The sequence below is a fragment of the Blastococcus aurantiacus genome (assembly GCF_900102425.1).
In the GTDB taxonomy this organism is placed as follows: Bacteria; Actinomycetota; Actinomycetes; order Mycobacteriales; family Geodermatophilaceae; genus Blastococcus; species Blastococcus aurantiacus.
Genome location: NZ_FNBT01000007.1, coordinates 43178 through 58276, shown reverse-complemented (window position 1 = coordinate 58276; position 15099 = coordinate 43178). Strand labels below are relative to the sequence as shown.

Annotated in this window: 13 protein-coding genes and 1 tRNA gene; 3 read left to right on the top strand and 11 right to left on the bottom strand. The window is 72.1% G+C overall.

Annotated elements, in window-relative coordinates; all coding sequences use genetic code 11:
- Positions 1-56: 56 nt before the first annotated feature.
- Positions 57-3266 carry an Ig-like domain-containing protein gene (locus tag BLS70_RS14710; protein ID WP_091769519.1) on the top strand — a complete coding sequence of 1070 codons (3210 nt, stop codon included), beginning with the start codon at positions 57-59 and terminating at the stop codon, positions 3264-3266.
- A gap of 54 nt (positions 3267-3320) precedes the next feature.
- Here the strand turns inward: BLS70_RS14710 and BLS70_RS14705 are convergent, their stop codons facing one another.
- Genes BLS70_RS14705 through polA form a run of 4 tightly spaced genes read right to left on the bottom strand, consistent with a single transcriptional unit; the run spans position 3321 to position 7696 of the window.
- Positions 3321-3872 carry an AAA family ATPase gene (locus BLS70_RS14705; protein WP_091769516.1) on the bottom strand — a complete coding sequence of 184 codons (552 nt, stop codon included), beginning with the start codon at positions 3870-3872 and terminating at the stop codon, positions 3321-3323.
- Complete coding sequence (locus BLS70_RS14700; protein WP_091769513.1) at positions 3869-4402, bottom strand: GNAT family N-acetyltransferase; 534 nt, start codon at positions 4400-4402, stop codon at positions 3869-3871. The genes BLS70_RS14705 and BLS70_RS14700 overlap by 4 nt, the downstream gene beginning before the upstream one ends.
- A gap of 4 nt (positions 4403-4406) precedes the next feature.
- Positions 4407-4946: a DUF1990 domain-containing protein gene (locus tag BLS70_RS14695; RefSeq protein WP_091769510.1), complete on the bottom strand. Its 540-nt coding sequence runs from the start codon at positions 4944-4946 to the stop codon at positions 4407-4409.
- 2 nt (positions 4947-4948) lie between these two features.
- On the bottom strand, positions 4949-7696 hold the full coding sequence (gene polA / locus BLS70_RS14690) for a DNA polymerase I (protein ID WP_091769507.1): 2748 nt from the start codon (positions 7694-7696) through the stop codon (positions 4949-4951).
- 65 nt (positions 7697-7761) lie between these two features.
- Here polA and BLS70_RS14685 point away from each other — a divergent pair, with 65 nt between their 5' ends.
- Positions 7762-8172 (top strand): PaaI family thioesterase, encoded by a 411-nt coding sequence (locus tag BLS70_RS14685; RefSeq protein WP_091769504.1) that lies wholly within the window; start codon positions 7762-7764, stop codon positions 8170-8172.
- On the opposite strand, the gene BLS70_RS14680 is transcribed toward BLS70_RS14685, so the two are convergent.
- The 7 genes from BLS70_RS14680 to BLS70_RS14650 form a co-directional block, all read right to left on the bottom strand.
- Positions 8156-8734, bottom strand: coding sequence for a GNAT family N-acetyltransferase (locus tag BLS70_RS14680; protein ID WP_176946437.1), 579 nt, complete (start codon positions 8732-8734; stop codon positions 8156-8158). The genes BLS70_RS14685 and BLS70_RS14680 overlap by 17 nt on opposite strands.
- Before the next feature lie 247 nt (positions 8735-8981).
- Positions 8982-9698, bottom strand: a complete 717-nt coding sequence (locus tag BLS70_RS14675; RefSeq protein WP_176946436.1) for an ABC transporter ATP-binding protein — start codon at positions 9696-9698, stop codon at positions 8982-8984.
- Entirely contained in the window at positions 9698-10543 is an 846-nt protein-coding gene (locus BLS70_RS14670; RefSeq protein WP_091769498.1) for an ABC transporter ATP-binding protein, read from the bottom strand. Before BLS70_RS14670 ends, BLS70_RS14675 begins: the two co-directional genes overlap by 1 nt.
- The gene (locus BLS70_RS14665) at positions 10536-11723 is read right to left on the bottom strand and encodes a branched-chain amino acid ABC transporter permease (RefSeq protein WP_218122438.1); all 1188 of its coding nucleotides are present in this window, start codon (positions 11721-11723) and stop codon (positions 10536-10538) included. Before BLS70_RS14665 ends, BLS70_RS14670 begins: the two co-directional genes overlap by 8 nt.
- The gene (locus BLS70_RS14660) at positions 11720-12709 is read right to left on the bottom strand and encodes a branched-chain amino acid ABC transporter permease (protein WP_091769495.1); all 990 of its coding nucleotides are present in this window, start codon (positions 12707-12709) and stop codon (positions 11720-11722) included. Before BLS70_RS14660 ends, BLS70_RS14665 begins: the two co-directional genes overlap by 4 nt.
- Before the next feature lie 83 nt (positions 12710-12792).
- A complete protein-coding gene (locus BLS70_RS14655; protein ID WP_218122437.1) occupies positions 12793-13947 on the bottom strand; it encodes a branched-chain amino acid ABC transporter substrate-binding protein in 1155 nt (384 codons plus the stop codon).
- 296 nt (positions 13948-14243) lie between these two features.
- Positions 14244-14843 carry an ANTAR domain-containing response regulator gene (locus tag BLS70_RS14650; RefSeq protein ID WP_091769492.1) on the bottom strand — a complete coding sequence of 200 codons (600 nt, stop codon included), beginning with the start codon at positions 14841-14843 and terminating at the stop codon, positions 14244-14246.
- 73 nt (positions 14844-14916) lie between these two features.
- On the opposite strand from BLS70_RS14650, the gene BLS70_RS14645 reads away from it, so the two are divergent.
- Positions 14917-14990 (top strand) — tRNA-Leu (locus BLS70_RS14645).
- Positions 14991-15099 lie beyond the last annotated feature (109 nt).

Here is a 15099-nt window from a genome sequence, read left to right as displayed (position 1 = left end):
CGAGCGTTCCGAGACCGCTTGCGCCCCCATCCCGCGGGTCTACCCCTACGGTGCGCATGCGGTCGATCACGCCGCGTACCGCCTACCTCCTGGAGCACGTGTTGCGCAGCCGTACCCGGATCAGCCTGCTCGCCATCGTGGCGACCGGCGCGAGCGTGCTGGGCGCCGCCCCCGCGCTGGCTGCCGCACCTGAGCCGCTTCCCCTCATGGAGGCGGGCCCCACCACGACGCCCGCCGTCCTCACCCCTGTGATCCGGACCGCGGGAGGCGTGATCTACCGCAGTGACGAGGACCCGTACTCGGTCGTGCGCATCCAAGCGACCGGCGGGGCGCTCGAGAAGGAGTCCCGCTTCCCGTACGCCAAGGTGACCGGGGAGCTGCTGTCCTACTACGACTACGCCGCCCGGGCCTTCACGTGGCGCACGATCGGTGACTCCACCCTGCAGACGGTCGCCGTCCCCGACGACCTGACCTACCTCTCGAGCACGCCGCATGGTTACGTCGCGCGGCGCCTGGTCCCGTCCGGCGGCATGCCGCCGTCACCGGACCCGACCGACCTGGTGGCGGTCGACGTGCTCGACGGCGGCACGCAGACGGTCATGGGCACGGTCGACGGCACGGGCCCCGGCACATTCGTGGAGCCCGGTCCGCTGGGCGCCGTCGTCCAGAGCTGGTCCGGCATGACCAGCAGCCAGGTGTACCTGCCCTACGACGGCTCCGGCGCCACGGATCCGCTCGTCGTGCCGAGCGGCGGCTCGTGTCGGATCGCTGACACGGCCCTCTGGTGCTCCAACTCCTCCGCGACCCCTCCGACGCTGACGCGGGTCCCCCTGGACGGATCAGAGCCCGAGAGCCTGACGGGCGCTCCGGTGGAGTGGGTCGTGCCGACCGACGACGGTGTGGCCTTCTTCGTCCGGACCGCCGAGGGGAATGCCCTCATGACCTGGGACGGGTCCTCGCCGACAGCCGAGCCCCTGCTCGAACCCTCGTGGGGGGCTGACGCCGCCGGCCCGTCCGCGGACGGCTCGGGCACCCTGCTGGTCTCCCGCACCGGAGCGCTCGGCACCGCGGGCATCTGGTCCGTGCCGCTGTCCGGCGCCTCCCCCGCCCCGCTGGTGACCGCTCCGGCCAAGCCGCGCAAGGCCCGCGCGGTCGCCATCGCCCCGGGCCGGGTGGCCTGGACGGACAACTCCAGCCCCGACGACAGCCTGTGGGTCCGCGACATCAGCTCCGGGAGCGGCGGCACCTCGGCCGCGCCGGAACAGCTCGTCGCCCGCAACGCCACCGCCGTCGCGCTCAGTCTCTCCGGGGACCGGATCTCGTACAGCGACAACACCTTCCCCAGCCCGGGCAGGCTGCGGGACGGCGACACGACGCAGCAGCTGAACGCGGACGCCGGGCGGACCACGCTCTCCGGTGACCGAATCCTCCTCGAAGGATCGTCCTCCGAAGACGCCCCCGTCACCTGGGCCCTCCGCAACCTGCGCACGGGAGAGGTTGCGGCCCTGCCGGACGCCAGGGACTACGACCTCTGGGGCGAGCGGCTCGTCCGCCTCGGCCGCGACGGAGCGGTCTGGCTGAGCGACCTGCGCACGGGCGCCGATCCGGTCCAGCTGCGCGAGGCGACTCCCGGGGAGGACATGTTCGGCGACGTCGTCATCGCCGGCGACGTCGTCAGCTGGGACTTCACCTGGCGCGCCGGCGGTATCGGTGGCAGCTACCAGAGCGACCGGAAGATCCTCGACGTCACGCAGCTGGACGAGCCGGCCACGGACGTGACGAGCCTCGGTCTGGACACCGTCGAGGACCTCTCGACCGGGTACGCGGTCGGGCTCGACTGCGTGATGAACGACTGCTACCCCACCGCGGTCTCCCTCGCGGACGGCGGTATCCAGCAGTTCGACTCCCCGACGCACGCCATGGCGGTCGACGGCAACCTGCTGGCGTTCGTCTCGGAGGGGGGTCTGCCGTCGGTCCTCACGCTGCCGGAGTACGCGGACGCGCCGCGGCTGCTGGCCGCCCCCACCACCGTCACGAAGCTGACCGGCGGCAGCACCTGGACCGCGCGGGTCGTCACGTCCCGGGTCCTCACCGACTGCGAGGTGGAGATCCGCAACGCGGCCGGCACCGTCGTCCGCACCCTCCCGTGCCTCGCCCCGTACGGCGCCGCCACCGTCGCCTGGGACGGCAAGGACGGGATGGGCGGTGCGCTCCCGACAGGCAGCTACACGTGGCAGCTCGCTGGCGCGACGGGTGACGACGAGCTCGTCGACTACGACGGCGGGACGGCTGCGCTGTCCGGCACGATCGCGGTCGGGGCCGGCGACACCACCGCCCCGGTGCTCGCCAAGCGGTCGCACGCATCCGGCGCCACCGCCGTGCCGGTCGGCGGCAGCGTGTCCGTCACCTTCAGCGAACCGGTGCAGGGCGTGAGCGGCTCGACGTTCGTGCTCAAGGACAAGGCCGGGAAGATCGTGCCCGCGACGATCGGCTACAACGCGGTCACCCGCGCGGCCACGCTCGACCCGACCGCCGCCCTCGCCGCGGACGCGCGGTACACCGTCGCCCTCACCTCGGGCGTCCGGGACACCGCGGGGAACGCGCTCGTCCCGGTCAGCTGGACGTTCACCACCGGCCCGGCCCCGACCCTCACGACGGCCCGGCCGGCCACGAACGCCACGTCCGTCGCCGTGACCGGCAAGGTGACGGCGACCTTCAGCGAGCCGGTCACCGGCGTGAGCGGGACGACGTTCGTGCTGAAGGACCGGAACGGCAAGGCACTCCGGGCGACGGTGGGCTACAACGCCACCACTCGGGTCGCGACCCTCGACCCCGTCTCGACGCTGGCGGCGAACAGCCGGTACACGGCCACCCTCACCACGGGGATCCGCGACAGGGCCGGCAACCCGATGGTCACGCGCAGCTGGGCGTTCACCACCGGCGCCGCGCCCGCCGTCACGGCGCGCACGCCCGCGGTCAACGCCACGGGCGTGGCCCGCAACGCCAACGTGACCGCCACGTTCAGCGAGCCCGTCACCGGGATCAGCACCCGCACGGCGGTGCTGCGCAGTTCGTCCGGCGCCACGGTCACCGCCAAGGTGACCTACAACGCCACGCGCCGCACCGTCACGATCGATCCCCATGCGACGCTGGCCGCCCGGACGAAGTACGGCGTCACCCTCACCGGCGGGGGGACGGCCATCCGCGACGCGGTGGGTGATCCGCTGAGCACCACCCGCTGGAGCTTCACCACCGGCACCCGGTGACCTGACGTGGGGCCGGGCCGCACAGCGCGGCCCGGCTCCACGCGCCGGCCCGGCTCACCCTTGGGCGGCGAGCCAGCGGTCGGCCTGACGGGAACCCCGCAGGCGGACGACGACGACGCCGCGCGCCGCGGCTGCGGCCAGCTCCGCCTCGGTACGCCGGCGCTTCGCACTGAACTCCGGGCTGAACACGATTCGCAGCGGGTGGGACGGACGCAGCCACATCGCGAAGCTCTCGCGGTTGCCGTTCCAGTAGGCCCGCCGCGTGACCGCCCGGACCAGCGACCGGCGCAGCAACCGTCCGGCGACCAACCAGAACGGGTGGTCGAGCCACACCACGGCCTCCGCCCGAGTCAGGAGCCGGTCCTTCACCGGCCGGTACTGGTACTCCGTCACCCAGCGACCGGTCGTCAGCATCGCCTCGACGTCCTGCTCGAACTCCGGCCTCGGCACCCAACCGGGTCCGTGCCACAGCGAGTCCAGCTCGGTGTGCGGCACGCCCAGGCGCTCGGCCAGCGCCCTGGCCATCGTCGTCTTGCCGGCGCCCGAGCTGCCGACGACGAGGATGCGGGCGACGCCGGGCGGGAGGTCCACGGCCGGGCCGTTCACCAGACGTCGCCGTCGCGCCAGTCGCAGGTGAGCTCGCCACGCCGGTCCAGCGGCACGGAGCCGGGCAGCACATGCACCGACCCGTCGTCCTCCGGGGTCCGGCGGGTGCCCTCGGCCGTGAGCACCGAGGTCGGCCCTTCCCAGAGCAGCCACCCACGCGCGGCGTACAGGCCGGCGCCGTCCTCCGACGCGCTGAGGGCGCCGAGGTCGTGGTCAGCGCGGATGACCGCCTCGAGCGCGTCCATCACCGCCGTCGCGACGCCCTGTCGGCGACGGTCCGGCGCGACCGCGACCGCCTCAACGTAGCCGGCCCGCAGGCGCTGCCCCCCGTGCAGCAGCTGCCGCCGGACCACCGAGCCGTGGCCGACGAGCCGACCCTCGACGTGCACGAGAGCGTGCGTCCCGCCCAGGGCGTGCTGCCAGTCGTGGTCGGCGAAGTCGCCGTCGAACGCCTGGTCCAGCAGGCCTCGGATCCCCGACAGCGTGGCGTCGTCGAGGTCCGCGGTGCGCCGGAGGGCTGTCGTCGGCACCGCGTCAGCCCGCGGCCAGGGCCCGCGCGTACCGGCGGCGGTACCAGCGCTGGGCGACCAGGACCTCGGGGAACGCCAGGCGCCACCGACCGGCCCCGGGGGCGGTCACTGAGCGGAGCGTCAGCCGGACGACCCCGTCGCCGTCGCGGTGCAGCACGAACGCCTCCTCGCCTGAGACCGGATGCCCCTCCAGCGTGCCGTAGGAGAACCCGCACCGGTCCGGCCGGTCGACGACGCCGACCACGCGGGCCGGCTCCCGGATCCGGAGCGGGCCGACAGCGGCCACGAGCCAGTAGTCGGCACCGTCCCGCACGCCGGGGTCCGACCCGGACGCCGGCTCGATCGCGAAGCCGCTGCGGGTCTTGACCCCCCAGCAGAGAAACGCCGCCCGTGCCTGGGCCCAGGTCTCGTCGCCGTGGCCCACGCGGACGCAGCGCTCGTACGCGCGGCGACCGGCGGGCGCCGTCCACACCGCGTCCCCCGGCGCCGTCACCCCGGCCTCGCCATAGCTCAACGCCCGGTCCGCGAGGCCGACGGACGCCATCCTCAGTGTGCGGCGTCGTTCCAGGTGCGGCCGAAGCCGACCGACACCTCCAGGGGCACCGACAGCTCGGCGGCGCCGGCCATCTCGCGGCGGACCAGCGTCTCCAGGGCGTCCTTCTCCCCCGGCGCCACCTCGAGCACGAGTTCGTCGTGCACCTGCAGCAGCATCCGGGACTCGAGACCCTCGGCGGCGATCGCCTTCTCGACGTTGAGCATCGCGACCTTGATGACGTCGGCCGCCGAGCCCTGGATGGGCGCGTTGAGGGCCATGCGCTCGGCCATCTGCCGCCGCTGCCCGTTGTCGCTGGTCAGGTCGGGCAGGTAGCGCCGCCGGCCCAGCGTGGTCTCGGTGTAGCCGGTCTGCCGGGCATCGTCGACCACGCCGTCGAGGTAGTCGCGGATGCCGCCGAAGCGCTCGAAGTAGGCGTGCATCTGCTCGCGGGCCTCCTCGACCGAGATGCGCAGCTGCCCCGACAGCCCGTAGGCGCTCAGCCCGTAGGCCAGCCCGTAGCTCATCGCCTTGATCCGGCGCCGCATCTCCGGGTCGACCTCGGAGATCGGGATGTCGAAGGCACGGGAGGCGACGAAGGAGTGCAGGTCCTCCCCCGACATGAAGGCCTCGATCAGGCCCTCGTCACCGGACAGGTGCGCCATGATCCGCATCTCGATCTGGCTGTAGTCCGCCGTCATCAGCGACTCGTAGCCCTGGCCCACGACGAACGCCTGTCGGATCCGGCGGCCCTCGGCGGTGCGGATCGGGATGTTCTGCAGGTTCGGGTCGGTCGAGGAGAGCCGGCCGGTCGCCGCGATCGTCTGCTGGAACGTGGTGTGGATCCGCGAGACGTCGTCGACCATCGGGATGAGCCCGTCGATGACGGTCCGGAGCCGGGTGACGTCGCGGTGGCGCAGCAGGTGCTCGAGGAACGGGTGGCCGGTCGAGGCGAGCAGCGAGGTCAGCGCATCGGCGTCGGTCGTGTACCCGGTCTTGTTCTTCTTCGTCTTCGGCAGGCCCAGCTCGTCGAAGAGGACCGCCTGCAGCTGCTTGGGCGAGCCGAGGTTCACCTCGCGGCCGATCACGGCGTAGCACTCGGCGGCGGCCGCGGCGACGCCGTCGGCGAACTCCTTCTGCAGGTCGTGCAGGAAGTCCAGGTCGACGGCGATCCCGCGGTACTCCATGGCGGCCAGCACCCGGGTCAGCGGCAGCTCGATGCCGCCCAGCAGCGCGTCGCCACCCTTCGAGCCGAGCACCGTCTCCAGGGCGTCGGAGAGGTCGTTGACGGCCACGGCCTTCAGCGCGTCGGCGTGCGCGGCCTCGCGGGCGACGTCGTCCTCCGTCGGGCCGAGGCCGTCCAGGGTCAGCTGGCCCTCGGGCTCGGCGGTGTCCTTGAGCTCGCGTCGCAGGTAGCGGACGGCGAGGTCGCCGAGGTCGAAGGACCGCTGCCCGGGCAGCGCGAGGTAGGCGGCCAGCGCGGTGTCGCTGACCATCCCCGCCAGCTCCCAGCCGCGCGCCCAGATCGCCAGCAGCGGGCCCTTGACCTCGTGCACGACCTTCGGCCGGTCGGGGTCGGCCAGCCAGGCGGCCAGCGCCTGCTCGTCGGCGACGTCGAGGCCGGGGCCGAGGTCGACGAAGGTGGCGTGGTCGTCACCACCGGCCAGCGCGATGCCGGTCAGCTCGCCGGTGCCCCGCCCCCAAATGCCACGGAAGATGACGCCGGTGCGGCCGCGTGCGTGGGTGTCCAGCCACTCCCCCAGCTCGCCGCGCGCCAGCTCGTCGAGGTCGACCTCGAACCCGCCCTCGACCTCGGGCTCGGCGCTGGTGAGCGTGGCGAAGAGCCGGTCGCGCAGCACGCGGAACTGCAGGTTGTCGAAGAGGGTGTGCACCTCGTTGCGGTCCCACGCCTGCACCGCGAGGTCCTCCGGGCCGATCTCCAGCGGAACGGCGCGGTCGAGCTCGGTGAGCCGGCGGTTCTGCATCACCGACGACAGGTGCTCGCGCAGCTTCTCGCCGACCTTGCCCTTGACGGTGTCGACCTGGTCGACCAGCGCGTCGAGGGACCCGTACTCGCGGACCCACTTGGCCGCGGTCTTCTCGCCGACGCTCGGGATGCTGGGCAGGTTGTCGCTCGGGTCGCCCCGCAGCGCAGCGAAGTCCGGGTACTGCGTCGGGGTCAGGCCGTACTTCTCCTGGACGGCCTCCGGGGTGAACCGGGTCATGTCCGAGACGCCCTTGCGGGGGTAGAGCACGGTGACGTGCTCGTTGACCAGTTGCAGGGCGTCCCGGTCGCCGGTGGCGATCAGCACGTCCATGCCCTGCTCGACCGCCTGCACCGTCAGGGTGGCGATGACGTCGTCGGCCTCGTAGCCCTCGGCGGTGATCACCGGGACGCGCAGCGCGCCCAGCACCTCCTGCACGAGGCTGACCTGCCCGCGGAAGTCCGTCGGGCTCTCGGCGCGATTGGCCTTGTACTCGGCGAAGATCTCGCTGCGGAACGTCTTGCGGCCGACGTCGAACGCCACGGCGAGGTGGGTGGGCTGCTCGTCGCGCAGGATGTTGATCAGCATCGACGTGAAGCCGTAGACGGCGTTGGTGGGCTGGCCGGTCGTCGTGGAGAAGTTCTCCACCGGCAGCGCGAAGAAGGCCCGGTAGGCCAGCGAGTGCCCGTCGAGGAGCAGGAGGCGCGGACGGGGGGCGGGCGGGTGGGCCGTAGCCGAGGGGGCGGCGGGCGCGGAGGTGGAGACCGGAGCGGACATCGCCTCCGACTCTAGTTGCGGGCACCGACACCCGGGGTCGGCCGTCTGCTGGCTACGGTGCGGGGGTGACCACTGCACCCCCCGAATGGCTGTCCGGCAGCATGCGGAGCCCGCTGGACGACAAGCTCGGCATCGAGGTCGTCGACTTCGACCCCGACCGGCTGGTCGCGACCATGCCTGTCGCCGGCAACGAGCAGCCCTTCGGCCTGCTGCACGGAGGGGCGACCTGCGCCCTGGTGGAGACCATCGGCTCGGTGGCGGCTGCCGTCGGCGCCGGACCCGGCAAGCAGGTCGTCGGCATCGAGCTGAACGCCAGCTACCTGCGGGCGGCGACCTCCGGCACGGTGACGGCGGTCTGCACGCCGGTGCGCCGCGGCCGCACGCTGTCGACCTTCCTCATCGAGGTCACCGACGACGCCGGCCGGACGACCGCGACCGCCCGGCTCACCTGCATGACCCTCAGCGACCGGCAGTAGCCGACGGCAGCGGCGGCACGCGTCGGCGGCCGACGCCGGTCACCCGGCGCGACAGCGGGATGATCCCCAGCCGCCGCCGCTGCCACGCCGCGAGGGAGCGGCCCAGCGTGTGCACCGACGCGATGCGCCGCGTGGTCAGCGGCGCGAAGCCCATGCGGGCGAAGAAGCGCTGGCGGTCGGCCTCCTGGGTCACCGCGGCGACGACGTAGGAGGCCCCGTTCTCGGCCGCGTAGGCCAGTGCCGCCGCCAGCAGCGCCGCTCCCACACCGGACCTCCGGTGCTCGCGGTGCACCACGAAGGTGTCCACCGTGACCTGCGGCGTCCCGAGCACGAGGGACAGCGGGTCCAGGCCGAGCACCGAGAGGCCCACACCGATCTCGCCGTCGTCGGTGGGCAGGACGGCCAGCACGACGCGGTGGCCCGGGTCGTCGAGCAACCGGCGGAAGCCGGCACCGGCCGCGTGCACCGGCGGGTGCCCGGTCAGCACCTCCTCGATGTGCGACTCGACCCGGTGCTGGCGGACCAGTTCCAGGACGACGGGCAGGTCCACGGGACGAGCCACCCGCGTGACGACCTTGGACCGCGCTGCAGACCCGGGCACAGCTTCCTCCCCCTACGAGTTGAGCGCAGGGTGCACCGTTGTGCACAACCGGTAGCGACGACGCGCCGCCCGCTGTGACGGACGGGACGCGCGGTGCGAGATGCGACCGCACGGTGAGCAACCGGCTCCGGGGCGCCCGGCCGGACGCACCGGGGCCCGGGTGTCGTGATCGACGCCCGGGCCCCGGTGGAGGTGCTGCGTCAGCCGGTCAGACGTCGCCGCCGAGGTAGGCAGCCCGCACGCTGTCGTCCGCGGCCAGCTCCCGGCCGGTGCCGGTGCGGACCACCTCGCCGGTCTCCAGGATGTAGGCCCTGTCGGCGATCTTCAGCGCCTGCGCGGCGTTCTGCTCGACCAGCAGGACGGTGGTGCCCTGCTCCCGGATGTCGATGATGATCGAGAAGATCTGCTGGATCAGCTTCGGAGCCAGCCCCATCGACGGCTCGTCGAGCAGCAGCAGCGTCGGCCGGGACATCAGCGCGCGCCCGATGGCCAGCATCTGCTGCTCGCCGCCGGACATCGTCCCGGCCAGCTGGTCCCGCCGCTCGTGCAGCCGCGGGAACAGCCCGAAGACCCTCTCCAGGTCCGCCGTCCGCGTCTTGGCCCGGTCGGCCCGCGAGTAGGCGCCCATGTCGAGGTTCTCGACCACGCTCATGCCCGGGAAGATGCGCCGCCCCTCGGGCGACTGGCTGATGCCCAGGGGCACCCGCTCGTGCGAGGCCATGTGGGTGATGTCCTTGCCCTGGAACCGGACGGCGCCGGCCCGGACCTTGCGCAGGCCCGAGAGGGTCTTCAGCGTCGTCGTCTTGCCCGCGCCGTTCGCGCCGATGAGGGTGACCATCGACCCCTGCTCGACGCTGAACGTGATGTCGCGGATCGCCTCGATGCGCCCGTAGTTGACGCACAGGCCCTCGACCTCGAGCAGCATCAGAGATCCCCCTCCTGGTCGAATTCGCCGGCGTCGTCGGCCTCGGTGCCGAGATAGGCGGCGATGACCGCCGGGTCGTTGCGGACGTCGACGGGTGCCCCCTCGGCGATCTTGCGGCCGAACTCCAGCACGGCCACCCGGTCGCTGACGCCCATGACCAGACCCATGTCGTGCTCGATGAGGAGCACGGTGAGCCCGCGAACGTCGCGGATCCGCCGGATCAGGTCCATGAGCTGGGCCTTCTCCGCGGGGTTGAAGCCGGCGGCCGGCTCGTCCAGGCACAGCAGCCGCGGCTTGGTCGCCATGGCCCGGGCGATCTCCAGCCGGCGCTGCTCGCCGTAGGAGAGGTTGCGGGCGAGCTCGTCGGCCCGCCGCTCCAGACCGAGGAACTTCATGACCTCGCGGGCGGTCTCCTCGCCCTCGCGCTCCTCGCGGCGGTGCCGGGGCGACCGGACCAGCGCGTCGATGACGTTGGTGCGGTGGTGCGCGTCGGCGCCGACGAGCACGTTCTCCAGCGCCGTCATGTTGCCGAACAGCCGGATGTTCTGGAACGTGCGCGCGATCCCCAACCGGGTGATGGCGAAGCGCTTGCGCCGACCCAGCGGCTCCCCTGCGAAGCGGACCTCACCGGAGGTGGGCTGGTAGACGCCGGTCATCACGTTGAAGCAGGTCGTCTTGCCGGCGCCGTTGGGTCCGATGAGCCCGAGGATCTCGCCCTCGCGCACGTCGAAGCTCACCCCGTCCAGCGCCTTGAGGCCACCGAACTGGATGCTGACGTCGTCGAGCGACAGCAGCGCCGCCCCGTTGCGGGTGACGGGCTGCTCCGAGACGGAGGTGCTAGGCACGGGCGGTTCCCTCCTCGAGGGCCTCGAGTTGCTCGTCGACGGCCTGCGCGCGCTTGGCGCGCCTCGGCGGGATCAGGCCCTGCGGGCGGAAGTTGGCCAGCAGCAGCAGCGCGAGGCCGAAGACCAGCAAGCGCCACTCCTCGAACCCGCGGAACCGCTCGGGCAGGTAGGCCACGACGACCGCGCCCAGGATCACGCCCCAGCGGTTGCCGGCACCGCCGACGACGACGGCGGCGACGAACAGGATGCTCAGCAGCAGCAGGAAGGACTCGGGGTTGATGAACCCCTGGCGCGAGGCGAACAGGGCGCCCGAGAGCCCGCCGATGAACGCGCCGCAGGCGAAGGCCAGCAGCTTGAACTTGAACGTCGGGACGCCCATGAGCTCGGCGGCGTCCTCGTCCTCCCGCGTCGCCTCCCAGCCGCGACCGATCCGGGACAGCCGCAGCATCCGGTCGGCCCCGAGCACGAGGAAGATGACCGTGAGCGTCAGCCAGTAGTACGGCGTCTGGTCGGCCACGCCGAAGAACAGGAACCTCGTCGTGTCGTCGAGGTCGACGACCGCCGTGGCGCCCTCCCACTTGAGGTGCGGAACCTCGAACAGCTCGACGCTCGGCGGGCGCGGCACGCCGGTGATCCCCTTCGCCGCACCGAGCCACTCGGTGTTCAGCGCCGTCAGACGGATGATCTCGCCGAACCCGAGCGTCACGATCGCGAGGTAGTCCCCGCGCACGCGCAGGGTCGGCGCACCCAGCAGGATGCCGGAGATCGTCGTCAGGACGACCGCCAGCGGGATGAGCAGCCACCAGGACAGCTGCGCCTGCAGCGATCCCAGCACCGCGACCGTGTAGGCGCCGATGGCGTAGAAGCCGACGTAGCCGAGGTCGAGCAGGCCGGCGTACCCGAGGACGATGTTGAGCCCCAGGGCCACCAGCACGTAGCTGGCCACCGTGAACAGCACTCCACCGAAGTCCGTGTCGGGGGTGCTGACGATCGGGATCTCCAGCAGCGGCAGCGCGTAGAGCAGCACCACCACCAGCCCGATCAGGGCCCACTTCACCGGCCTGGGCAGTGCCGTCACGCGGCGCGCCAGCGCACCGCGGTCCCAGCCGAGCCGCGGGCCCCACGCCATGGAGCGCGCCGAGGCGGGTTCGGTGTCGGGGGAAGCCTTTCCCTCGGTCATGCGCGCGCCCTCCCCAGGCTCTCGCCGAGCAGGCCGGTGGGCCGGAACAGCAGGATGACGACCAGCAGCAGGAACGCGACGACGTCGCGCCACTCCGATCCGATCAGTGCCGAACCGTAGTTCTCCGCCAGGCCGAGGATGAACCCGCCCAGCAGCGCGCCGCGCACGTTGCCGATACCTCCGAGGACGGCAGCGGTGAACGCCTTCACGCCGAGCAGGAACCCGGCGTTCCAGCGGGTGACGCCGAAGCGCATCAGGTACAGCAGCGCCGCGGCGCCGGCCATGATGCCGCCGACGAGGAACGTCGCGCGGATGATCCGGTTGCGGTTGACGCCCATGAGCGCCGCGGCCTCGGAGTCCTGCGCGACCGCGCGGATGCCCCGGCCGGTACGGGTGCGGCGGATGAACTGGTCGAGCGCCACCATCATCAGGATGGCGCTGACGATGATGATGATGTCGACGTTGCTGACGGTGTAGCCGCCCACCGTGAACACGCCCTCGGTCTCGAGGGGGTTCTGGAAGCGGGTGTTGTCGCGCGCCGAGCGGACGTAGGGGTCGAGGGTGTCGCGCAGTCCGAACCAGCCGGCCACGCGGTCGCGCAGGCCCATGATCTCGGCCAGCGCGAAGCTGGCGCCGATGGCGCTGATGAGCGCGACGAGCTTGGGGGCGTCCAGGCGGATGAGCCGGCGGTAGGCCACGCGCTCCAGGAGGAGGGCGACGCCACCGCTGACGGTCATGGCGGCCAGGAGCGCCAGCAGCAGGACGCCGATGACGACCGGCAGCGCGCTGCCGGGGGCGACGCCGAGGGCCACGGTCACCCAGACCGCGGCGAAGCTGCCGAACATCCAGACTTCGGAGTGGGCGAAGTTGATCAGCTGGAGCACGCCGTAGACCAGCGTGTAGCCGAGGGCCACGAGGCCGTAGACGGCGCCGAGCACGAGACCGGTGACGGTCAGCTCGACGAAGTTGTCGATCAGGAAGGACACGAGGTCTCCGGGTTGCAGGTGGCGACGCGGCCGGGTCCCCTCAGCGAGGGGGCCCGGCCGCGCCCTGGTGGGTCAGACGGAGATCAGTCGGTCTCGATCTCCTGGTCGGCGACGATCTCGCCGTTCACCACCTTGTAGGCCCAGACGGAGATGTTCTCGACCTCGCCCGTCTCGTCGAACTTCACGGTCTTGGTGGTCTGCTCACCCTCGTAGTCGTTGACCCACTCGAGCAGCGACTCGCGGTCGGTGTTGCCCTCGAGGATGCCCTCGAGGAACACGTTGGCGGCGTCGTAGGCCTCGGCCGAGTAGGTGGCCGGAGCGGTGTCGTAGGCCTCCTGGTAGGCGTCGAAGAACTCCTGGCTCTCCTCCGGGGGGAGGCAGGGGCAGGTGATGATCGTGCCCTCGGCGGCGTCACCGGCGGCCTCGATGAAGCCGGGGTCCTTCACGCCGTCCGCGACGACGAACGTCGCCTCGACGCCGCCAGCGCGCATCTGCTGCACCAGCAGACCGGCCTCGGCGTAGTACCCGCCGAAGAAGACGGCCTCGGCGTTGGAGCTGCGGATCGCCGTCACGGTCGCGGAGAAGTCCGTCTGACCGGTCTGGATGGTGTCGTCGCCCACGACGACGTCACCGAGCTCCTCGTTGACGATGTCCGCGAGGCCCTTGCCGTAGGCCGAGGCGTCGTCGACGACGAAGACGCTCTGGCTCTGCAGCACGTCGCTGATGTACGACGCGGCCGCCGGGCCCTGGCTGGCGTCGTTGCCGAGGATGCGCTGGAAGGTGTCCCAGCCGTTCTCGGCGAGGGTGGGGTTGGTGGCCGACGCGGTGATGGTGGGCAGGCCCTCCTCCGCGAAGATCGGGCCGGCGGTCTCGGACTCACCCGAGAACGCGGGGCCGACGATGCCGATGACCGTCTCGTCGCCGATGGCCTGCGTGGCCAGGCCGGTGGCCTGGTCGGGCGAACCCTGGGAGTCGTACTCCTCCAGGCCCACCTGGCAGTCGGCGTTCTCCTCGTTGAACTGGTCCACAGCGAGCTCGACGCCGTTGCGGATGTTGATGCCCAGGTTGGCCGCGGAGCCGGTCAGGGCCCCGAAGTAGCCGAGGGAGACGTCCTCGCAGGTGCCGGCCTCGCCGCCGCCGCCCGAGGCCTCCTCGTCGTCGCCGCCCGAGGTGCCGCAGGCGGTGAGCGCCAGCGCCATGGCGAGCAGGGGCGCGCCCGTCTTGACCGAGAAACGCACATGTCCTCCAGAGCCAGATCGACGGGCCGGGATTCGGCCTCGTCGGTGGTCGTTGTGCCGTCCCGGTGGGAGCGGCTGGCAAACAGTAGGGCGCGACCGGTCCCACTTCGGTCGGCGTCGGTGGTTTCGTGACCGTCTCGTGATCGCCCGGTGGAGCGCCGGTGGACGGGCGATTCCGGCCTGTGTCACACGGCTGGGAACCCCGACCGTAGCTTCGAAGGCAGAGCGCCTCCGAGACCGAAGATCGGCAAGGTTAGGCGTGGATGGAGTGGCTCTACCGAAGGTCGCCGACGTGCTCAGGCGGGTCCGGGCACCGGAGGCGTCTCGCCGGCCAGGATCCGCTCCGCGAGGGCCTTCATCGACGTCCGCTCGTCCATGGCGGTGCGCTGCAGCCAGCGGAAGGCGTCCGGCTCGGTCATGCCACGCTCGGCCATGAGCCGCCCCTTGGCCTTCTCGACCACCTGCCGGGCGGCCAGCCGCTCCTGCAGCGTCCGGACCTCCCCGTCCAGCGCCGCCATCTCCGCGAACCGGCCGCGCGCCACCTCGATGGCCGGCACGAGGTCGTTCTTCGAGAACGGCTTCACCAGGTAGGCCATGGCACCGGCGTCCCGGGCACGCTCGACCAGCTCCCGCTGGCTGAACGCGGTCAGCACGATCACCGGGGCGATGCGCGCCGAGGCGATCTGCTCGGCGGCCGACAGCCCGTCGAGCACCGGCATCTGGATGTCCAGGATCACCAGGTCCGGCGCCAGCTCCGCCGCGCGGTCCACGGCCTGCTGCCCGTCCCCCACCTCGGCGACGACCTCGTACCCCTCCTCCTCGAGCATCTCCTTGAGGTCGAGACGGATGAGTGCTTCGTCCTCGGCGATGAGGACCCGGGCCGGCGCGCTGCTCACGGGTGCGAGCCTAGCGACGTCGGCGCCCCCCGGGCCCCCGCTAGGCTGATCCGGCTGCCGGCCGGACCGGCACGCCCCCGTACCCCAATCGGCAGAGGGAGCGGATTCAAAACCCGCGCAGTGTGCGTTCGAGTCGCACCGGGGGCACTCTGCTCGATCGTCGTCCTCCGGACGACACCGCCACCACGAGCCGTTCCCCGGCTGCTCTGAGCGTGTCCGTCGCGGCTGCGCGGGACCCTCCGGGCCCCACTCGCCA

Excerpts from the sequence above, each read along its gene's own strand:
- BLS70_RS14710 (WP_091769519.1), top strand. The coding sequence starts at position 57 with ATGCGGTCGATCACGCCGCGTACCGCCTACCTCCTGGAGCACGTGTTG.
- BLS70_RS14695 (WP_091769510.1), bottom strand. The coding sequence starts at position 4,946 with ATGGCGTCCGTCGGCCTCGCGGACCGGGCGTTGAGCTATGGCGAGGCC.
- BLS70_RS14665 (WP_218122438.1), bottom strand. The coding sequence starts at position 11,723 with ATGACCGAGGGAAAGGCTTCCCCCGACACCGAACCCGCCTCGGCGCGC.
- polA (WP_091769507.1), bottom strand. The coding sequence starts at position 7,696 with ATGTCCGCTCCGGTCTCCACCTCCGCGCCCGCCGCCCCCTCGGCTACG.
- BLS70_RS14675 (WP_176946436.1), bottom strand. The coding sequence starts at position 9,698 with ATGCTGCTCGAGGTCGAGGGCCTGTGCGTCAACTACGGGCGCATCGAG.